Origin of the sequence: Streptomyces sp. NBC_00038, assembly GCF_026343635.1 — a bacterium.
In the GTDB taxonomy this organism is placed as follows: domain Bacteria; phylum Actinomycetota; class Actinomycetes; order Streptomycetales; family Streptomycetaceae; genus Streptomyces.
Genome location: NZ_JAPELQ010000001.1, coordinates 6103609 through 6123124, shown reverse-complemented (window position 1 = coordinate 6123124; position 19516 = coordinate 6103609). Strand labels below are relative to the sequence as shown.

At 71.6% G+C, this 19516-nt stretch carries 17 protein-coding genes; 10 read left to right on the top strand and 7 right to left on the bottom strand.

Translation table 11 applies throughout. The annotated features are described in order from the left end of the window. Nucleotides 1-4: 4 nt before the first annotated feature. A complete protein-coding gene (locus tag OG219_RS27715; protein ID WP_266830888.1) occupies nt 5-1687 on the top strand; it encodes a SulP family inorganic anion transporter in 1683 nt (560 codons plus the stop codon). Here OG219_RS27715 and OG219_RS27710 read toward each other — a convergent pair. Continuing rightward, complete coding sequence (locus tag OG219_RS27710) at nt 1677-3581, bottom strand: alkyl/aryl-sulfatase (RefSeq protein ID WP_266830886.1); 1905 nt, start codon at nt 3579-3581, stop codon at nt 1677-1679. The genes OG219_RS27715 and OG219_RS27710 overlap by 11 nt on opposite strands. A gap of 374 nt (nt 3582-3955) precedes the next feature. Here OG219_RS27710 and OG219_RS27705 point away from each other — a divergent pair, with 374 nt between their 5' ends. Beyond that, nucleotides 3956-5266 (top strand): DUF2254 domain-containing protein, encoded by a 1311-nt coding sequence (locus OG219_RS27705; protein WP_266830884.1) that lies wholly within the window; start codon nt 3956-3958, stop codon nt 5264-5266. A 91-nt stretch (nt 5267-5357) separates the two neighbouring features. Beyond that, the gene (locus tag OG219_RS27700) at nt 5358-6218 is read left to right on the top strand and encodes a YhjD/YihY/BrkB family envelope integrity protein (protein ID WP_266830882.1); all 861 of its coding nucleotides are present in this window, start codon (nt 5358-5360) and stop codon (nt 6216-6218) included. Nucleotides 6219-6253: 35 nt separating this feature from the next. On the opposite strand, the gene OG219_RS27695 is transcribed toward OG219_RS27700, so the two are convergent. The 3 genes from OG219_RS27695 to OG219_RS27685 all read right to left on the bottom strand — a co-directional run bounded on the left by OG219_RS27695 (nt 6254) and on the right by OG219_RS27685 (nt 8720). Beyond that, nucleotides 6254-6979, bottom strand: coding sequence for a DUF1775 domain-containing protein (locus tag OG219_RS27695; protein WP_266830880.1), 726 nt, complete (start codon nt 6977-6979; stop codon nt 6254-6256). Between the two features lie 195 nt (nt 6980-7174). Further along, complete coding sequence (locus OG219_RS27690) at nt 7175-7798, bottom strand: sigma-70 family RNA polymerase sigma factor (protein ID WP_266830878.1); 624 nt, start codon at nt 7796-7798, stop codon at nt 7175-7177. A gap of 136 nt (nt 7799-7934) precedes the next feature. Further along, nucleotides 7935-8720 carry a hypothetical protein gene (locus tag OG219_RS27685; RefSeq protein ID WP_266830876.1) on the bottom strand — a complete coding sequence of 262 codons (786 nt, stop codon included), beginning with the start codon at nt 8718-8720 and terminating at the stop codon, nt 7935-7937. Nucleotides 8721-8982: 262 nt separating this feature from the next. On the opposite strand from OG219_RS27685, the gene OG219_RS27680 reads away from it, so the two are divergent. From OG219_RS27680 to OG219_RS27650, 7 genes are all read left to right on the top strand, one after another. Next, complete coding sequence (locus tag OG219_RS27680) at nt 8983-9813, top strand: class I SAM-dependent methyltransferase (RefSeq protein ID WP_266830874.1); 831 nt, start codon at nt 8983-8985, stop codon at nt 9811-9813. 81 nt (nt 9814-9894) lie between these two features. Then, the gene (locus tag OG219_RS27675; RefSeq protein WP_266830872.1) at nt 9895-11022 is read left to right on the top strand and encodes an iron ABC transporter permease; all 1128 of its coding nucleotides are present in this window, start codon (nt 9895-9897) and stop codon (nt 11020-11022) included. Between the two features lie 27 nt (nt 11023-11049). Beyond that, nucleotides 11050-11871: an ABC transporter ATP-binding protein gene (locus tag OG219_RS27670; protein WP_266830870.1), complete on the top strand. Its 822-nt coding sequence runs from the start codon at nt 11050-11052 to the stop codon at nt 11869-11871. Then, nucleotides 11868-12875, top strand: a complete 1008-nt coding sequence (locus tag OG219_RS27665) for an ABC transporter substrate-binding protein (protein WP_266830868.1) — start codon at nt 11868-11870, stop codon at nt 12873-12875. Before OG219_RS27670 ends, OG219_RS27665 begins: the two co-directional genes overlap by 4 nt. 11 nt (nt 12876-12886) lie before the next feature. Beyond that, entirely contained in the window at nt 12887-13978 is a 1092-nt protein-coding gene (locus OG219_RS27660) for a pyridoxal-phosphate dependent enzyme (protein WP_266830866.1), read from the top strand. After that, nucleotides 13975-15201 (top strand): ATP-grasp domain-containing protein, encoded by a 1227-nt coding sequence (locus OG219_RS27655; RefSeq protein WP_266830864.1) that lies wholly within the window; start codon nt 13975-13977, stop codon nt 15199-15201. The genes OG219_RS27660 and OG219_RS27655 overlap by 4 nt, the downstream gene beginning before the upstream one ends. Beyond that, on the top strand, nt 15198-16379 hold the full coding sequence (locus tag OG219_RS27650) for an MFS transporter (protein ID WP_266830862.1): 1182 nt from the start codon (nt 15198-15200) through the stop codon (nt 16377-16379). The genes OG219_RS27655 and OG219_RS27650 overlap by 4 nt, the downstream gene beginning before the upstream one ends. A 31-nt stretch (nt 16380-16410) precedes the next feature. Here the strand turns inward: OG219_RS27650 and OG219_RS27645 are convergent, their stop codons facing one another. The 3 genes from OG219_RS27645 to OG219_RS27635 are packed head-to-tail and all read right to left on the bottom strand — an operon-like array spanning nt 16411 to nt 19498. Further along, complete coding sequence (locus OG219_RS27645) at nt 16411-16974, bottom strand: copper chaperone PCu(A)C (RefSeq protein ID WP_323183304.1); 564 nt, start codon at nt 16972-16974, stop codon at nt 16411-16413. Next, on the bottom strand, nt 16971-19241 hold the full coding sequence (locus tag OG219_RS27640) for a cation-translocating P-type ATPase (protein WP_266830860.1): 2271 nt from the start codon (nt 19239-19241) through the stop codon (nt 16971-16973). Before OG219_RS27640 ends, OG219_RS27645 begins: the two co-directional genes overlap by 4 nt. Then, nucleotides 19241-19498, bottom strand: coding sequence for a hypothetical protein (locus tag OG219_RS27635; protein ID WP_266830858.1), 258 nt, complete (start codon nt 19496-19498; stop codon nt 19241-19243). Before OG219_RS27635 ends, OG219_RS27640 begins: the two co-directional genes overlap by 1 nt. Nucleotides 19499-19516: the final 18 nt, after the last annotated feature.

Below are 19516 nucleotides of genomic sequence, written 5' to 3'. Positions count from 1 at the left end.
GCACATGCCCCGCGGGCGGTTGCTGTCGCGGCTGGGCAGGCCCCGCCCGTCCGATGTGGGTTCCGGCCTGGTGACGGGGCTGTTCTCCATTCCGGAGGGCATGGCGTACGCGTCGATCGCCGGCTTCAACCCGGTCGCCGGCCTGTACGCGGGCATCGTCCCGGCGATCGTCGGCTCGCTCACCGCCCGTACCGTGCTCATGGTCACCACGCTGACCAGTGCCATCGCCCTCACCTCGCAGAGCGTGCTCAAGGACGCCGGGCTCGATCCCACGGACGCCGGCAGTGTCGCCACCCTCACGCTCATGGCGGGGGCGGTCATGGTGCTGATGAGCGTGCTGCGGCTCGGTGTGGTGCTGAGCTTCGTGTCCAACGCCGTGATGACCGGCTTCTCCGTCGGCATCGCCCTGCAGATCGTCACCGGCGTCCTCAAAGACGCCACCGGCTACGACCCGCAGGGCGAGAACCGTCTCTACCAGGTGGGCGACTGGCTCGCGCACCTGGCCGACTGGCAACTCGACGCCACCCTCGTCGCGCTGGCCACCATCCTCCTGTGGGCCCTCGCCCGCCTGGTCCACCGGCTGGAGCCGGTCGCGCTGCTGATCGCCATGGTCCTCGCCACGGCCGGCGTCGCCGTGCTCGGCACGGACGTGGAACTCGTCCGCGACATCGCGCACATCCCCGCCGCCCTCCCCGGGTTCTCGACACCTGACCTGTCCGCCGTACCGCACCTGGCGGGCGGGGCGTGCGCCGTCGCGCTGGTCGCGCTGGCGCAGGCCGCGAGCATCGCACCGTCGGTGCCGAATCCGGACGGCTCCCGCTCCTCCGTCAACGGTGACTTCGCCGCCCAGGGACTGGCCAACCTGGCCGGCGGCTTCTTCCAGGCCCTGCCGGCGGGCGGTTCGCTGTCCCGTACCGGCGTCTCCGTCTCCGCCGGTGCCCGTACGCGCTGGGCGGGAGTGCTGTCCGGGGTGCTGCTCGCCGTGGTGGTGCTGGTGTGCGCACCGCTCGCCGAGCGCATTCCGATGCCGGTGATCGGCGGGCTGATCCTGGTCGTCGGCGGGGAACTCATCTGGGGCAAGCGTCACGACGTACGACTGGTACTGCGCACGTCACGGCTCTCCTCCGCGGCGATGGTGGCGACCTTCCTGGCCACGACCCAACTCCCCCTCCAACAGGCCATCGTGCTCGGCGCGGTCCTGTCCCTGCTGTTGTACTGCGTCCAGGCCGCGCGCCGAGCCCGCCTCGTGGCGCTGGTGCCCGATGCCGAGGGCCGCTGGAACGTGGCCCTGGCACCCGAGCGTCTGACACCGGGCGAGGTCACCGTCCTGTACTACGACGGGGTCAGCCTCTTCGCCGAACTACCGCGTATCGAGGCGTCGTTGCCCCGAGTCGGCAGCGACGGCGCGGACGGCTCGGTACTGATCCTCGTCATGCGCGGCCTGCCCGACGTGCCGTCCTCCACGATGGTCAAGCTGCTGAGCCGCCGCATCCAGGAACTCCAGCGGTACGGCGCCCGGCTCGTCCTCGTCGGCGTGGAGCCGGAACTCGCCCGCGTCCTCGACGCCACCGGTATCACCGATCAGCTCGGCCCCGGTGGCGTGATCGCGGCGGAGGCCGAGCTGTTCGCACCGCTGGAGCGGGCGCTCGTGCAGAGCCGGGAGTGGAGCCGCCGCGTCAGGGAGTGACGATGGCGAAGTCCGGGTCCGGTGCGCCGAGGTGGCCGAGCAGTTCGTTGATCTTGGCGGTGTCGCCGCTGACCTTGATGTCGTCGCGGGCTGTCAGGTCGGCCGGGGCGACGGCGCCGAGCAGGACCGCACGCAGGTCCGCCTCGGCGAGGCTGATCTCGACGTCCGGGTCGGCCGCGGCGGGCCCGGTGCCGGTGACATGGGTGAGGACGCCGTTGCGCAGCCGCATCGTGACCACCGGATCGCTGTCGTCCAGATTCCAGCGCACCGTGATGTCCGCGTCCCAGCTGCGCGGGCCCTCGACCCGGATCGCCAGGGCGTCGAAGAGCTGGTCCAGGGTCAGCGCCGCGAGCAGATCGGGCGAGACGGTGTTGGTGGGGGTACCGACCGAGCCCTCGCGCAGTTCCAGGGCGCCCATGAGATAGAAGTTGCGCCAGGTGCCGTTCTCGCTGCCGTATCCGAGCTGCTCCAGGGCGTCGGCCTGGAGAGCGCGGGCCTCTGCGTTGTCCGGGTCGGCGAACACGACGTGGTTGACGACCTGGGCCACCCAGCGGAAGTCGCCGTCGGTGTACGACTGCCGGGCGCGCCGCAGGATCTCGTCGGCGCCGCCCATGAACTCGACGTACCGCTGGGCGGATTCGACCGGCGGGTGCTCCCACAGGTGGGCCGGGTTGCCGTCGAACCAGCCCAGGTAACGCTGGTAGATCGCCTTGGTGTTGTGGCTGACGGAACCGTAGTAGCCGTGGGTGTGCCAGGCCCGCTCCAGGGCCGGAGGCATCTCCATCCGCTCGGCGATCTCAGAACCGGTGAGGCCCTGGTTGAGCATCCGCAGGGTCTGGTCGTGGAGGTAGGCGTACAGGTCGCGCTGCTCGGACAGGAAGCCGACGATCCGCTCACGGCCCCAGACCGGCCAGTGGTGGGAGGCGAAGGCGACGTCCGAGGAGCCGGTGAAGAGGTCGACGGCCTCGGTGAGATAGCGGGCCCACACGCGCGGGTCGCGGACCTGGGCGCCGCGCAGGGTCAGCAGATTGTGCAGGTTGTGGGTGGCGTTCTCGGCCATGCACAGCGCCCGGCGATCGGGGAAGTGGATGTTCAGCTCCGCCGGCGCCTCGGTGCCGGGGGTCAGCTGGAAGACCATCCGGATCCCGTCGACGGTCTCCGTCTGCCCGGTGCGGGTGATGTCCACCGTCGGGGGGATGAGGGTGACCGCGCCGGTCGAGACCGTCTGCCCGAGGCCCGCCCCGATCTGCCCGCGCCCTCCCTTCGGCAGGGCGGCGCCGTACATGTAGGCGGCGCGCCGGCCCATCGCCGTACCGGCGTACACGTTCTCGCTGACGGCATGCTCCAGGAAGCCCTGCGGGGCGAACACCGGTACGCCGCCTGCGACGTCCTCGTCGGTCAGGACGCCGCGGACACCGCCGAAGTGGTCGGCGTGGCTGTGGGTGTACAGCAGACCGGTCACCGGCCGGTCGCCCCGGTGGCCCCGGTAAAGGGCCAGGCCCGCGGCGGCGGTCTCCGCGCACAGCAGCGGGTCGATGACGAGGATGCCGCGCTCGCCCTCGACGATCGTCATGTTCGAGAGGTCGAAGCCACGGACCTGGTAGATGCCCTCGGTCACCTCGAACAGGCCGTGGTCCGAGCACAGGCGGCTCTGCCGCCACAGGCTCGGGTTGGCCGTGTCCGGGCAGTCCTGGTCGAGGAACCCGTAGGCGTCGAGGTCCCACACCGCACGCCCCTCGCCGTCGCGTACGACGCTGTCCTGCGCCGTGCCCATGAAGCCGCGCCGCGCGTCCTGAAGGTCCTGGTCGTCGTCGAAGGGGAACCGTTGCCGCACGGCCTGGTTGGCCTCCGCGATCCCCGGCTGGGCGGGCTTGGCTTCGGTGTTCTGGGACATCTCGATCTCCCTCGCGGGCGACGCCGGAATCCGGCGGCACGACGGACTCGGCCAGTGCCACTTTCACTCGGGCCCATGGCTCCCACGACCGGATGTACGCCGTACGGGGGAACTCCGATCGAGCTGCTCGCGGGACCGCGGGTCGTCGTGCAGGGCGCCGCCGCCCGGCCACCGCGGAGGGCCGTCCGTACACGTCACACCGGCGGCCCACGACAACTGGCCCACCCGCCCGTCGCGTCCGACACTCGAAGTCCCCTGTCCGGGGCCCCCGTCCGGGTCCCCCGTCCGGTGAACCGGCGACCGAGGAGGCCGATGAGCACGCAGGACTCCTCCGCGCATCCGCCCGTCCCGGGTGGCTGTGTCTCCGGTCGCCCGTGACACAGCCCGTACGCGCCCGGCTGCCGCACCGCAGCAGCGGCAGCCAGCGTGCCCGGCGCACCCGCAGCCACGGCACTGCCCTCTTTCTGGTGGCCGCGGGAGCGCTCCTGGGCTGGGCGCTCCCGGCTCTGGAAGAGCACCTGCCCGCCGCCGGACTGAACTTCGACGCGTCCACGGCCCAGGCGACCCTGGCCGCCATCGCCGGCGGCATGATCACCCTCGCCGGCTTCGTCGTCACGGCCATCACCCTCGTCATCCAGACCGTGCAGGCCATGTCGCCCCGGCTGGTCGCGGCCCTCGGTCACTTCAGCCGGTACCTCGTCCTCTTCGGCCTGCTGATCGGCACCGCCCTGTACGCGCTGGTGGCACTGAGCCACGTGCGCGGCGACAGCGTCCCCAAGCTGAGCGTGACCGTCGCCATCGGTCTCGTCCTGGTGGACGCCGTCGCGGTGCTGTATCTGCTCGCCTCGCTGCGGGGCGCGGTGACGGGCGGCGGCCTCGCCCGCGCTGTCGGAGACCGACTGCGCACCGTCATCGAGGAGATGCATCCTCCGGCAGCGACGGCATTCACGACGTCCTGTCGACACCGTCACGAGCACGAGGTGCCGCTCGTCCATCGTGGCGGGCCGGCCGTCATCTTCTCCCTCGACGAACCCCGCCTCACACGTCTCGCCGCCCGTCACGACGTCCATATCCATCTCGTGTGCTCGGTAGGTGAATTCGTCGGGTCGGGCACCGTGGTGGGGCACCTCGAAGCGCGCACCGCCGGCCCTGCCGACCCCCGCCTCGCCCGCCGCGTCGCCGCCTGCGTGCGCTACGGCCCCAGCCGCACCGTGGAGCAGGACCCGGCCTACGGATTCCGGCTGCTGGCCGACATCGCGGTCCGGGCGCTGTCCCCCGCGGTCAACGACCCCACCACGGCGGTCCAGGCACTGGACCAGATCGAGGACGGACTCCTACGGCTCGCGGGCCGCCCCCTCGGCCCCACGTGGCTGCTCGACGGGTCGGGCCGCCCGCGTATCTCCTGTCCCGCGCCGCACTGGGCCGACTTCGTCTCCCTCGCACTCGACGAGACACTCCTCTACGGCTCCCCGAACCCGCAGATCGTGCGCCGGCTGCGTGCTCTTCTCGATCACCTGCTGGTTGCCGCACCGGAGGACCGCAGGGAACCCCTAGTCGAGCGCCGAGAGGCACTTCAGCGCCTGTCGGCCACCGCCTTGTCCGATCCGCTACTGAGCCGCGTGGCGTCGGAGCCGGACCGGCAAGGACTCGGCGGACCGCCCGCTCCGAGCACCGTCGCCGACTGACGCACCCCGATCGGACCAGCACTCCTCGCCGCTCACACGGGACTGTGCGTTCACTGGCCTTCGACGGCACGACGCACGACCGGGAGGCGGGATGGCGTGGACGGCGCGGCTGAAGCGTCTGCGTGACCGCGCCGAACAGCGCTTCCCCGTCGTGACCGAACTGACCGGCCGACTGCTCTCCGCCAACCTCCTGGACGCTGCCACCAGGCTCGCGGCTCAGGCGTTCCTGGCCGCCGTACCGCTGCTGTTCGCGATCGCCGCCTTCGCCCCGGGCGGCGTCCGCGACCAGCTCCGGGAGTCCCTGCGGGCCATGTTCGGCCTGACGGGGGAGGCCGACCAGGAGTTGCAGAAGGTGCTGGGAAGTTCGACCGACACCGCCCTGAGCAATAGCAGCGGCGTCATCGGCCTGGCGTTGGCGCTGGTGTCCGCCACCAGCTTCAGCCGCGCCATGGCCCGGGTCTGCGAGCGTGCCTGGCGGCTGCCCAGAGCAGGAACCCGGATCGCGGCCTGGCGCTGGATGGTATGGCTTCTCGTGCTGGTACTGGTCGTCATCCTCCAGGGGCCGATCCGGAACGGCTTCGGTGTGGGCCTCTGGCTGGGCACCATCCTCTTTTTCGTCGTGGGCACAGGTGTATGGCTGTGGACCCAGCACCTGCTACTGGCCGGCCGCGTCTCCTGGCTGCCGCTGTTGCCCGGTGCACTCCTCGCCGCGGCCGCCACCAGCGCGCTCGGGCTCATCGCCCGGCTCTACATGCCCAACGCGCTCAACCGCACCTTGCATGCATACGGCTCCCTCGGCCTGGTCCTCACCATGCTGTCCTGGCTGATCATCGTGTGCGCCGCGGTCACCTTCGGGGTGACCATCGGTGCCGTGCTGGCAGAAGAGCCGCCGTTGAACCGGTTCCTGGCGAGGGACCGCGGCACACGCGAGGGCACGTCCAGGGGGACATGAACCTGGGGAACGGCGTTGAACCGTGAGAGCGGGTATCAGACGGACCCGCCGCGTCGGCTCCTGAACCACCACGCACCGCCGCCGAGGGCGAGGACGGCCGCGCCGATGCCGAGGGGGACGGCGAGGGGCAGGCCGTCGTCCTCCGTGCTGTCGGCTGCCGGTTCCACGGACGGTGTGGGTGTGGATGTCGGGGTGGTCGGCTCAGGGGAGGGTGCGGCCGTCGTCGGCTCGTCCGTGGGGCTGGGGGTGGGGCTCACGAGCTTCGCGCCGGGGGCGGCGGCCTTCAAGGCGAGGCTGGGTGCGGGATGGCCGTCGCCGTGGTCGTCGCCGCCGGTGTCGTCCAGTTCGATCCAGCGGTCGATCTGGCCGTCGTCGTAGGACTGGAGGGTCTTGAAGGCCAGGGACTTGACGTCGGGCAACTGTCGTACGGTGACGACGTACTCGGCGTCCTCCCCCACGGGGAGTTTCGGTCCCGAGACGGTGTAGCCCCGGCTGGTGAGGGCGAACTTCCAGCCGTCCGGGCCCTCCCCGTAGGTGATGTCGGTGGGGGTGATGCCCGCGGGCAGGGTCACGTCCAGCTTGGTGATGCCCGCCGAGGCGGACTCCGACTCCGCGGAGAAGGTCAGCTCGACGTTCTGGTCGAGGGCCCGGGCGCCCTCCGCCTCGACCTCCGCGTGGGCCGCGGCCGGTCCCGCGGTGACGAGAGCGGCCGCGAACACGGCCGTCGTGAGGACGCCGAGACGGCGCAGGTTGGGTGCCATGGTCGGACGGTGCACTGCGAACTCCTTGTGGCGATGGGTGTGGCGATGAGTTTGGCTATGGGTGTGGCGGCTGAATTCAAGCGATGGGCAGGGGGTTGGCCAGGGGCCGAACCCGGTCGCGTCGCCGCCGCCCCGTCGCCGCCGCCCGGCACACGCGTCGGGCGGCAGCGACGTACGACAGCGATGTACGGCGCGTCAAGCAGCTGCGGCGGTCTCCCGCCGGGGGCCTTCGGCCTCGTACAGCGACTCGATGAGGGAGCTGCGCGCCCGGGCCACCCGGGAGCGCACGGTGCCCACTGGGCAGCCGCTGGCGAGTGCCGCTTCCGCGTAGGGAAGGCCGAGGAGCTGGGTCAGGACGAACGCCTCCCGGCGTTCGTCGGGGAGTGCGGCCAGGAGTTCGGCGAGGGCGATGCCGTCGTCGAAGCCGGGGAGGCCGCGCGGCTGTGCGCGTTCGGCCGCCGACTGCCAGTCGTCGGTGTGCGCGAGGCGGGGCCGGGCGGCGGCGTACCGGATGCTGTCGACCACGGCGCGGCGCGCGATGGACAACAGCCAGCTGCGCGCCGAGGAACGGCCTTCGAAGCGGTGCAGGCTGCCGAGGGCCCGCAGGAAGATGTCCTGGGTCAGGTCGTCGGCGTTCTGCGGGTCGGCGCCGAGGTGGGTGACGTAGCGGATGACGTCTCGGTGCAGGGCGCCGACGAACTTCTCGACCGCGTCGAGGTCACCGCCTCGGGCTGCCAGCGCCCAGGAGGTTATCGACTCGTCGCGTGAGGCGCGTGAGCTGTGCGAACTGTGTGAGCCGGGCAGGGTGGTAGTGAGCACCTGGTGTCCTTCTCGGGATCCGGGAACAGGCAGGCCCATCGGGCGCGGCGGTTCCGGCGGTTGTTGACGTCCGGCCGCGCAGGCGCGCGGCCGATACCCGAGGCAGGGTGGACGGGCCTCGGGGAACCGGCTGTCGTCAGATGACAGCGGTCCCGACGGGTGGACCCCGAGAAGTGATGGCATGGACGAGGAGGAGCTGCCGCAGCGCGTGGACCGAGTGGTTCCGGCGGGCGCGGACACGTGGGCGGTGCGGCGGCGCGGGCAGCCGGAGCAGCAGCCGCAGCGGGGCGACGAGCCAGCCGCCGAGGACCCGCAGGATACGGAACGCGGCGCGCTCGCCGTGGGCGAGCCACAGGCCGCAGAGCAGGGCGGTGACCAGGTGGGCGGCGAGCATGCCCATCGGGGACATGCCGTCCATGACATGACCCGCGTGGGCCATGGAGCCCATGCCCTCCATACCGTCCATGCCGCTCATCGAGATCATCGATCCCGAGGAATCCGCAGAGGACGCAGAGGACGCAGAGGACATGGCAGACATGTCATGGCTCATGGAGTGCGCGGCCGTCGCCTGCCCGTTGGAGTCCGTGCCCGCCCCCGATGGGGCGCACAGCAGGTAGGACGCCCATCGCCGGGCGAGGGACGCGCCATCAGCCGACTCCGGCCGTACGACCGCCTGGGCGAGCGAGAACAGCGCGTGGAGGCCCGCTTGGGCGGCGACCGCGACGGAGCCGACGGTGAGGAGTCCCCGTTCGCGGCCGGCCAGCGCCCACGCCGCGCCGCCCGTCGCCACGGCCCCGGCGACCAGCGCCCACCAGGGCACCTCGAAGCCGGACGCCATCGCGTGTCCCTGCACGGCGGACAGCACGCAGACGGCCGCGAACACAGCGGCCCTCAACGCACGCGAACACCGTCCAACGGTCATAGCGGCTCATCCTTGCATCAGCGTCTCCGCTGTCACCAGGGCAGTACGGAAACCCACCGGGTACGCCACTCAATCCCGCACATGTGATCCATGCCACAGCAACATGCCGGAAACCGGGGGACGTTCGCGCCGAGCCGGTTGCGAACCCGCCGGGAACCAGAGCCGATCGGCATCCGACCACTGCAACGGAAGCCCCGCACTCAGGAGGTCGCGGCGCTCCGGCGCCCGGCCCCACCCGGCCCTGGATCGAGGTTGCAGCTGTATGCACTGGTACGAGGACGACGGATTCTGGTCGGACTTCACCGAGACCATGTTCTCCGAGCGCAGGCGGTCGGAGACGGCGGACCTCGTCGCCGAGTCGCCGCTGCTGCACTTCCCGGCCGGGAGCCGTGTGCTGGACCTGTGTTGCGGGCCCGGCCTGTATCTGGTGCCGCTGGCCCGCCGGGGTCACACGGTGACGGGGGTGGACCTCAGCCCGGTCATGCTGAAGCGGGCCGAGGCCGCCTGCGCCGAGGCCGGGGTGGATGTCCGGCTGGTGCAGGCGGACATGCTGACGCACGTCGAGCCGGAGTCGTACGACGTGGTCCTCAACGTCTTCACCTCCTTCGGCTACTTCGACGAACCGGCCGACAACGCACGCGTGTTGCGCAACGCCCACGACTCGCTCGCACCCGGCGGACAGCTGCTGATCGACGTGCTGGGCAAGGAGGTCCTCGCCGGCTGGATCGGCCGGCCCAAGCTCGTCGAGCTCGACGGCGGCGCGTACGTGGTGCAGCGCGACACCGTCCTGGACAGCTGGACGCGGCTGCGCACCGACTGGACGCTGGTGCGCGACGGGGTGGCGCGCGAGGCGTCGATCACCTCCTTCCTCTACAGCGCGGCCGAGCTGCGCGCCCTCTTCGAGGCGGCCGGCTTCACCGACGTGCGCTGCTACGGCGGCTTCGACGGCGGCCCGTACGACAACCACGCGGGGCGGCTGATCGTGCGCGGAACACGGCCTGAACGCTCCGCCAGTACGCGGGACCTCTCCGCCCATACGCGGGATCTCTCCGCCGATACGCCGGAACTCTCCGTCGATTCACGGGAACTCTGAGGCACCCCGCTCCGACTACTGGTCCGTGGGCGGGTATCGAGGCGCCCTGTCCGCCAACTTCCGTACAAATGAAGGGACTTCATGGCCGGGGCCGCATCCGGGACTTCCTCCGCAGGTCCCGCCGTCTCCTCCGAGAAGGAACCGCACCATCAACCGGACGACGACCGCCCCGCAGGCCGCGGCAAGCTGCTGACCATCCTCGTGGCACTGTCCGTCACGCTCGTGGTCTCCGTCCTGGCCGGTATCGCGCTGGGCCCGACCGTCGTACCCCCGTCCGACGTCGTGCACTTCCTGTGGGCGGCCCTCACCGGCGGCGGCATCGGGGCGGACGAGGTGACCGGGTACTCCATCGTCTGGCATGTGCGCACCCCCAGGGTGCTGCTCGCGGCGGTCGTCGGCGCCGGGCTCTCCGTCGTCGGTGTCGCCATCCAGGCGCTGGTGCGCAACGCTCTCGCGGATCCGTTCGTGCTGGGCATCTCGTCGGGTGCGTCGGTGGGGGCGACGGCCGTCGTGGTGTTCGGGATCTTCGCGGGGCTGGGGGTCTTCGCCCTGTCGGCCGCCGCGTTCCTCGGTGCGCTCGGTGCGACGGTCCTTGTGTACCTGGCCGCGCGCGGTCCGATGGGGCTGACGCCGCTGCGGCTGGTGCTGACCGGGGTGGCGCTGGCGTACGGGTTCCAGGCGTTGATGAGCGTCCTCGTCTTCCTCTCGCCGAACGGGCAGGCTGCGCGGACGGTGCTGTTCTGGCTGCTCGGCAGCCTGGGGTCGGCGACCTGGGAGTCGCTGCCGCTGGTGGCGGCGGCCGTGCTGGTCGCGGTCGTGGTGCTGCTGCGGCAGAGCCGGTCCCTTGACGTGCTGTCGCTGGGGGACGAGACCGCGGCCAGCCTCGGTGTGGACGCGGACGCGCTGCGGCGGGGGCTGTTCGTGCTCACCGCGGCCGTCACCGGGCTGATCGTGGCGGTCAGCGGCGCGATCGGCTTCGTCGGCCTGGTGCTGCCCCATGTCGTACGGATCTGGGTCGGCTCAACTCACCGGCGGGTGCTGGCCGTTGCGCCACTGGCCGGGGCCTGCTTCATGGTCTGGGTCGATCTGGTGGCCCGTACCGCCTTCGCGCCCGAGGAGTTGCCGCTCGGAGTGATCACCGCGCTGATCGGTGTGCCCGTGTTCGTCGTGCTGATGCGGCGGCGCGGCTATCTGTTCGGAGGTCAGTAGATGACCTTCCCGTTCGGAGGTCGGTAAATGGCCCCCTCCGTCCTCTCCCTGCGCGAGCTCTCCGTCGAAGCGGCCGGGCGGGCGCTCGTCGACCGGTTGAACATCGACGTGACCGCCGGCTCGATCGTCGGCCTCGTCGGACCCAACGGCAGCGGCAAGTCCACCGCCCTGCGCTGCGTCTACCGGGCGCTGAAGCCGAGCTCCGGGGCCGTCCTGCTCGACGGCACCGACCTGACCTCGCTGAAGCTGCGCGACAGCGCCCGCTCGATCGCCGCCCTGACCCAGGAGCGCCACACCGAACTCGACTTCACCGTGGCGGAGGTGGTGGCCCTCGGCCGCGCTCCGCACGCACGCGGCAACCAGCAACTGACCGCTCGTGAGCGCGAGTTGTGCCACCGGTCGATGGACCGGCTGGACATCGCCCACCTCGCGGAGCGCAGCGTGCTGACCCTGTCCGGAGGCGAGCGCCAGCGCGTACTCGTCGCGCGCGCCCTCGCCCAGGAGCCCCGCGTCCTGGTCCTCGACGAGCCCACCAACCACCTGGACGTACGGCACCAGGTCGAGCTGCTGTCCTTCCTGCGCTCGTCCGAACTGACCGTCCTCACCGCCCTGCACGACCTCAACCTGGCGGCCCAGGTCTGTGACCGCATCGCCGTACTCGGCTCCGGCTGTCTGGTCTCCTCCGGCACTCCCGCGGAGGTCCTGACGCCCGAGCTGGTCCGCAAGGTGTTCGGCGTCGACGCCATGGTCGTGCCCCATCCGCGTACCGGAATCCCGCAGCTGCTCTACGACATCGCCCCCACCGGCGCTCCCCCCATCGACGCGTCCCCGGAAGGACCCCCCTCGTGATCAGACGCCCATTCCCCCGCGCCCTCGCCGCCGGACTGCTGACCACAGGGCTCCTGCTGACCGCCGGCTGCGGCGCCGAGGTCGAACCGGCGGCGGACGCCGAGCCGGACACGGTCACCGTCTCCAACTGCGGCGAGGACGTCACGTACACCCGCCCGGAGCGCGCGGTCGCCTACGACGTCAGCGGCGCGGAGAAGATGTTCGCCCTCGGGCTGGCCGAAGAGATGCGCGGCTACGTCATGAACGCGCTCGGCGACCCGTCCATCGAGGGTTCGCCCTGGCGGGAGGACTACGCCGAGGTCGAGCGGCTGGGCACCGAGCGCATCACCCGGGAGATCGTCGTCGACGCCGAGGCCGACTGGGTGCTGGCCGGCTGGAACTCCGGCTTCAGCGAGGAACGCGGCATCACCCCGGCCCTGCTCGACAAGGTCGGCGTCGCCAGTTACCTGCACACCGAGACCTGCTGGGACTACGGCGACAAGAGCGTCGACGCGACACCGCTGGAGGCGCTCTACACCGACCTCGACAACCTGGGGAAGATCTTCGGCGTCGAGAAGCGGGCCGACGAACTCGTCACCGAACTCAAGGGACGCGTGGCCGCGTTGAAGAAGACCTGGCCCGCCGAGGGCGACCCGGCCAAGGTCTTCGTCTACGACTCGGGCACCGACCAGCCCTTCACCGCCGGGCGCCACGCCGCGCCGAACGACATCATCACCGCGGCCGGGGGCACCAACGTCTTCGGCGATCTCGACAAGGGCTGGACGACGGTCGGCTGGGAACCGGTCGTCGAAGCCGAGCCCGAGGTGATCGTGATCATCGACTACGCCGACCAGCCGGCCAAGGACAAGATCGCCTACCTCAAGTCGCTGCCCAGCCTGAAGTCGGTACCGGCGGTGAAGGACGACAACTTCCTCGTCATGTCCTACGGCGACGCCGTCAGCGGCCCCCGCAACGTCACGGGCGCCGAGGACCTGGGCCGCTACCTGCGCTCGGTCGGGCGGTGACGGTGACCCCGATGCCCATCACCCTCGGCGCCCCGGTCCACGAACACATCACCGACGCGATCAAGGCCCCCGACCTGCTGCGGCTGTCCGACAACGTCGTCCTCGCCCGCTTCGAGACCCTGAAGGTGTACGCCGCCCTCGGCGCGGTCCGCACCCTGCTGGAGCGCGGGACCGTGCAGCCGGGCCAGACCCTCGTCGACAGCTCCAGCGGTATCTACGCCCTGGCCCTGGCGATGGCCTGCCACCGCTACGGCCTGAACTGCCACATCGTCGCCTCCACCACCGTCGACGCCACGATGCGCGCCCAGTTGGAGATCCTCGGCGCCACCGTGGACCAGATGCCGCCCTCGAAGGACCTGAGACTCGACCAGGAAGGGCGGGTCCGCCGGGTACGGCAACTGCTGGCCGAACGGCCGGGCCTGCACTGGATGCGCCAGTACCACGACGGCGTCCACTACACCGGCTACCGCGAGTTCGCCGACCTCGTGCACCGCGCGCTCCCCGGCGTACCGCTGACCGTGGTGGGTGCCGTGGGCACGGGCTCCTCCAGTGGCGGACTGGTCGAGGCACTGCGCGGGCGCGGCCGGGACGTACGCCTGCTGGGACTCCAGCCCTTCGGCAGTGTCACCTTCGGCAGCGAGGGGTTCAGCGACCCCGAGGCGATCATCGCCGGGATCGGCAGCTCGATCCCGTTCGACAACGTCCGCCACGACCTCTACGACACCCTGCACTGGCTCGACTTCCGGCACGCCATGGCCGGCGCCGTCGGGCTGCTGCGGGAACACGCCGTGTTCGCCGGTCTGTCCACCGGCGCCGCCCACCTCGTCGCGGGCTGGGAGGCCATCCGCGACCCCGGCCGCACGCACCTGGTCATCGGCGCCGACACCGGACACCGCTACACCGAGCGCGTCTTCGCCCGCCACCACGAGGCCCTCGACCCGCGCGCGCTCAAGCCGCACCAGATCACCAGCCTCGGCGACCTCGCCCTGCCGTGGTCGGCCATGGAGTGGAGACGGCGGCGGTATGACGTACGCCAACCTGCCGTCCCCCCACAGGGAACAGCCTCACTCGCCGCAGTCACCAAGGAGGACCAGGCATCGTGACCATCGCCGCCCTGGAGGCACTCACCTTCGGCCTGGGACGCCTGATCGAGGCGGCCGACGGCGCCGGACACCGCCTGTGCCTGCTCACCGGCAACCGTGACGTCTACCGCCACGAGCTCGACCGGCTCGACCCCGCGGCACTCGACATCGTCGACCTCGACACCACCGACGAAGCCGCCTGCGCCGCCGCCCTGGCCGCCGTGCCCGACCTGCGCGGGCTCATCAACTCCACCGACACGTGGAGCGTCCCGGGCGCCGACCTCGCCGCCAAACTCGGCCTCCCCGGACCCGACCCGGCCTCGGTCCGCCAACTGCGGGACAAGAGCCGGGTGCGCAACCTCCTCCACGAGCGCGGCCTCAGCCGCGGCGGCGCCCTCGCCGATCCCTCCTCCGCTTCCCAGGTCCTCCGTGAGATCGGCCTGCCCGCCGTCCTGAAGGACTCCGCGGGCACCTCCTCCCGCAACGTCTGGCCGGTACGCGACGAACACCAGCTCCGTACGGCCCTCACCGAGGCAGCCGAACTCCCCTTCAACGGGCGGCTGTTCGCCGAGCCCTTCTTCTCCGGCCCCGTCTACAGCGCGGAAACCCTGAGCTGGGAGGGCGAGACGAAGCTGCTCGGTGTCCTCAGCCGGCAGATGTCCCCCGAGCCCTCCGTACGCGAGGAGGCCGCGGCCTTCCCCGTCGCCCTCCCCGGCCTCCAACTCGGCCTGATCCAGGACTGGGTGGCGCGCGTACTGGCGACCGCGGGCCACGACAGCGGCTTCGCGCACGTGGAGTTCGTCCTCACGACCGAGGGCCCGGAGCTGGTCGAGATCAACCGCCGCATCGGCGGCGCGCTCGTCGGCGAGGCACTGTGCCGCGCCCTGGGCACCAACGTCTACGACGCCATGGTCGACACCGCTCTCGGCCGCCGCCCCGCGCTGCTGGACACCCCGGCCGCCGATCACACGCCCGGTCCCGCCACCGCCTTCGTGCTCGTCTACCCCGACCGGCCCGGCACGCTCACCGGCTGGACCGGCCTGGACGGTCTGTCCGCCTTCCCCGGCTCGCCCGAGTGGTACCCCACCGCCGTCCCGGGCCGGCGCGTGGAGCACCTGAGCGACCAGCGCGGCTGCACCGGCATCGTCCTGGCCGAGGCGGCGACGGCCGAACTGGCCCTGCACCGGGCGCTCAGCGCCGCCGGGAGCATACGGCCGGTCATGGCAGCCGACGACCGGGAATGATGCTCGCTCCGCTCAGGTCGCTCACCGGCCCGCAGTACTTCCTGCTGGCCGGATCGTTCCTTATCCCCCTGGGCAGCTTCGCCGTGCTGCCCTTCATGTCGGTCCTGCTGCACGAGCGGCTGGACATGGCGCTCGGCACCGTCGGCGTGGTGCTCGCCGTCGCCTCGTTCGTGCAGTTCTCCGGCGGCGTCGTCGGGGCCGCGATCGCCGAACGGATCGGACTGCAGCGCACCATGCTGCTCGCGCTGGTGATCCGTACGGCGGGCTTCGTCTGCTTCCTGCCCGGGCTCGGCGATCCGGCCATGGCCGTCACCGCGCTGTTCCTCGTCTCCTCCGGCGCCGCGCTCTATCTGCCCGCCAACAAGGCGTACTTGGTGCACCACGTGGACGAGGAGCAGCGCCCGCTGTTGCTGTCCGCGAGCGGTTCCGCCCTCAACGCCGGTATCGCCCTGGGCCCGATCGCCGCCGCGCCCTTCGTGCTCAGCGCCTCGGCGGGCCTCTTCACCGCGGTCTCCGTGCTGTTCGCGGCGGTCACGGTGGGGCACGCGCTGCTGCCGGTGGAGAACCCCGACCGCCGGCCGGCGGACATGGCGGAAGCGCCCCGGCGCCGCGAGAAGGCGTTCGCCGGACTCCCTCTCCTGCCCTTCGCGATCACTGTGCTGAGCGTGTACGTTTTCATGTTCTTCCAGCACTACTTGGCGGTCTACGCCGTGCCCCGGACCTCAACTCTCTTCTACGCCTTGGTCCTCGCGCTGTACGCCCTGCTCCTGGTCGTCGCTCAGCCCCTCCTGTCGGACTGGATCGCCCGTCTGCCCTACCCCCGAGCCCTGCGACTCGGCTTCGCCGCGCTGGCCACCGGCATGACCACCCTCGCCCTCGGCCACCCGGCCGCCATCCTGGCCGGAGCCCTGCTCATCTGCCTCGGCGAGATCGTCCTCTTCCTCAAGAACGACCTCGAAGCCCTGAACCGGTCCCGCCGCTCACCCGCGGTCGTCTTCGGCCACCAGCGACTGGCGGCCGGAATCGGCGCGTTCGCCAGCGGCATCGCGGGAGGCGAGGGCTACGACCTGGCCGAACGGTCCGGTCACACCGGCCTGTTCTGGGCAGCGGTCGCGGTGCAGTGCGCCCTGCTGCCGCCGCTGCTGATCCGTGCGAACGCTCTCCGGGGAAACCGGTGATCACGAGACGCGGGCACTCGGGTCACTCGGGTCACTGCGGACGAACCACCACCGCGATGGTCTCGATGGCCCCACTGTGCTCGAAGTGCAGCGTGAACGGCACGAGGTCGCCCGCCCGCCAGCCCGCCTTGGCCCGCAGGACCACGTCCACGCCGTGCGGAGACATGGCCAACTCGCCGCCCGCGAGGACCGTGGCCGAGGACACCGCCTCCTTACGAGCGACTCCGCTCCCGGCGGTGCGATGACTGCTGAGGCCGATCTCCCCGCCGGTGGCGGAGGACGTCACCTCGACCAGCCGGTCGTCGGCGCCGCCCAGATTGGAGACGTCGAAGAACGCGGCGGTCTCCGTGCTCTCGCCGTACGGCAGGAAGACCCGCCCCGACGAGACGGCGATCCGGGCCGGGCTGCCCGCCTTCCCGGCCCCGACCCAGGTGGTCAGGCCACCCAGGGCGAGGCTGCACACCGCCACGGGCGCCAGCGCGGCGAGCAGGGTGTCGGTGAGGCGACGACGGGTCGGCCGCCACGGATGTCGCTCGGTCATCGCGTACGGCTCGTTCGTCATGTCCGGCTTACTCGTCACGTACGTCTCTTTCATCGCGTACGACTCCTGCCTGGCGTACGACTCCTGCCCGGCGTCGGCTGCCAGGCGCGCAACCGAAGGCTGTTGCCGACCACCAGCAGCGAACTGACCGACATCGCCGCGGCGGCCAGCATCGGGTTGAGCAGCCCCACCATGGCGAGCGGCACGGTCACGACGTTGTAGCCGAAGGCCCACACCAGGTTGACGCGGATCGTGCCCAGGGTGCGCCGGGCCAGCCGTACGGCGTCCGCGAGGGCCTCGATGTCGCCGCGTACGAGGGTCACGTCGGCGGCTCCGATGGCGACGTCGGTGCCGCTGCCCATGGCGATGCCGAGGTCGGCGCCGGCCAGCGCGGCGGCGTCGTTGACACCGTCGCCGACCACCGCGACCCGAAGGCCCTGCTCCCTCAAGTCCCGTACGAGGTCGGCCTTGTCCTCGGGTGTGCAGCGGGCGTGTATCTCGGTGATGCCGAGCGCGGCGGCGACGGCGCGGGCCGGTGCCTCCCGGTCGCCGGTGGCGAGCACGGGCCGTACACCGTCGCGCTTCAGCCGTTCCACGGCCCGGTAGCTTCCCGGCCGTACGACGTCACCGACCTCGATCAGGGCCTCGGCGATTCCGTCCACCCGCACCACGACGGGCGTGTGCGCGGCGGCCTCCGCAACGGGCAGCGCGTCCGCCAGGTCGACGGGCAACTCCTGGTCCGGCGCGAGCACTTCGACGAGATGACCCTCCACCCGGCCACGGACTCCCCGCCCCGGCAGGGCGCTGAACTCCCCGACTTCCGGCAGTGACCGCAGCGTCCGGCGCGCGTACGCCACGATCGCCCGCCCCAGCGGATGTTCCGAGCCCTGCTCGACCGCACCGGCCAGCCGCAGCACCACGTCCTTCCCCAACCCGCCCGGCGCCGCCGTGACCCGGGCGACGCTCATGTGCCCGGAGGTGAGTGTGCCGGTCTTGTCGAGTACGACGGTGTCGAGGTGCTGGAGCCCCTCCAAGGCCTGTGGACCGCTGATGAGAACGCCCAGTTGGGCACCCCGCCCGGTCGCCGCCATCAGCGCGGTCGGCGTGGCCAGACCCAGCGCGCACGGACAGGCGACGACGAGCACCGCCACGCACGCGGTGACGGCCGCCTGCGGATCCGCCCCGGCACCGAGCCAGAATCCGAGGGTCGTCACGGCCAGGGCGAGCACCGCGGGCACGAACACCCCGGCCACCGAGTCGGCCAGCCGCTGCGCCCGTGCCTTGCCGGCCTGCGCCTCGGTCACCAGCCGGGTGATCCGGGCGAGTTGGGTGTCGGCGCCGACCGCCGTGGCCCGTACCGCCAGCAGCCCGCCCGCGTTGACGGCCCCGCCGACCACCGCCGAGCCCGGTTGGACCTCGACCGGCTCGCTCTCCCCCGTCACCAGCGACAGGTCCACGGCGGAACTGCCCTCCACCACCTCGCCGTCGGTGGCGACCCGCTCCCCCGGCCGCACGACGAAGACCTGGCCGACCCCCAACTCCTCGATGGGGACGAGCCGTTCGGACCCGCCCTCCTCGCGCACCGACACTTCCTTCGCCGCGAGCCGGGCCAGCGACCGCAGCGCCGCCCCGGTCCCGTGCCGGGCCAGCGCCTCCAGGAACCGCCCCGCCAGCACGAACAGCGGTACGCCGACGGCCGCTTCGAGGTAGATGTGCGCGATGCCATCCGAGGCGGAGGGCACCAGGCTGAAGGGCATCCGCATGCCGGGATCCCCCGCGCCGCCCAGGAAGAGCGCGTACGCCGACCACGAGAAGGACGCCACCACCCCCAGCGACACCAGCGTGTCCATGGTCGCCGCCGAGTGCCGCAGCCCGCGCAACGCCCTTGTGTGGAACGGCCAAGAACCCCATACGGCGACCGGTGCGGCCAGCACGAAGCACAGCCACTGCCAGTTCCGGAACTGCGCGGCGGGCACCATCGACAGCACGAGCACCGGCAGCGCGAGCAGTGCGGTGACCAGCAGTCGGTCACGCTCGCGCCGGGTGTCCTCGGACCCTCCGCCGTCCTGGCGTTGCTGCTTCCTGGGAGGCTCGGGGAGCGCCGCCGTGTAGCCGGCCTTCTCCACCGTCGCGACGAGTTCGCCGGGCCGGACATGGGCCGGGTGGCTCACCCGGGCCCGCCCGGTGGCCAGATTGACGGTCGCCGTGACCCCGTCCAGCTTGCCGAGCTTCTTCTCGACCCGCCGCACGCAGGCCGCGCAGGTCATGCCACCGACGGTCAGGTCGGTGGTCACGAGGACGGCCTCCGATTCCGTGGCCATCAGCCGTCCGCTCCGTGTCCGTGCTCGGTTCCGCCGTCGTCGGTTCCGTCACCGCCACCGCTTGTTCCCTCGCCCGGGTCGGTGCCGTGGATGCCGGGCGCCACGGGTCCGGCGGCGGCGCCGACGGCGTACGACACCGCGAAGATCAGCACCAGAAGCAGGAGGAAGCCGACCAGCACTGGCGGCGGCGCCAACTTCCGTGACGCCGCGCCCGCACCTGCGCCCGCGCCGGAGGAGGATTGTCGGGACTCGCCCATACCGGGTCTCCAGATCGC

Bases quoted from the DNA above. Each gene is read 5' to 3' on its own strand.
- OG219_RS27635 (WP_266830858.1), bottom strand. From the start codon at position 19,498: ATGGGCGAGTCCCGACAATCCTCCTCCGGCGCGGGCGCAGGTGCGGGC.
- OG219_RS27715 (WP_266830888.1), top strand. From the start codon at position 5: ATGCCCCGCGGGCGGTTGCTGTCGCGGCTGGGCAGGCCCCGCCCGTCC.
- OG219_RS27685 (WP_266830876.1), bottom strand. From the start codon at position 8,720: ATGACCGTTGGACGGTGTTCGCGTGCGTTGAGGGCCGCTGTGTTCGCG.
- OG219_RS27680 (WP_266830874.1), top strand. From the start codon at position 8,983: ATGCACTGGTACGAGGACGACGGATTCTGGTCGGACTTCACCGAGACC.
- OG219_RS27710 (WP_266830886.1), bottom strand. From the start codon at position 3,581: ATGTCCCAGAACACCGAAGCCAAGCCCGCCCAGCCGGGGATCGCGGAG.
- OG219_RS27675 (WP_266830872.1), top strand. From the start codon at position 9,895: ATGGCCGGGGCCGCATCCGGGACTTCCTCCGCAGGTCCCGCCGTCTCC.
- OG219_RS27660 (WP_266830866.1), top strand. From the start codon at position 12,887: ATGCCCATCACCCTCGGCGCCCCGGTCCACGAACACATCACCGACGCG.
- OG219_RS27640 (WP_266830860.1), bottom strand. From the start codon at position 19,241: ATGGCCACGGAATCGGAGGCCGTCCTCGTGACCACCGACCTGACCGTC.
- OG219_RS27700 (WP_266830882.1), top strand. From the start codon at position 5,358: ATGGCGTGGACGGCGCGGCTGAAGCGTCTGCGTGACCGCGCCGAACAG.
- OG219_RS27670 (WP_266830870.1), top strand. From the start codon at position 11,050: ATGGCCCCCTCCGTCCTCTCCCTGCGCGAGCTCTCCGTCGAAGCGGCC.
- OG219_RS27650 (WP_266830862.1), top strand. From the start codon at position 15,198: ATGATGCTCGCTCCGCTCAGGTCGCTCACCGGCCCGCAGTACTTCCTG.
- OG219_RS27695 (WP_266830880.1), bottom strand. From the start codon at position 6,979: ATGGCACCCAACCTGCGCCGTCTCGGCGTCCTCACGACGGCCGTGTTC.
- OG219_RS27645 (WP_323183304.1), bottom strand. From the start codon at position 16,974: ATGAAAGAGACGTACGTGACGAGTAAGCCGGACATGACGAACGAGCCG.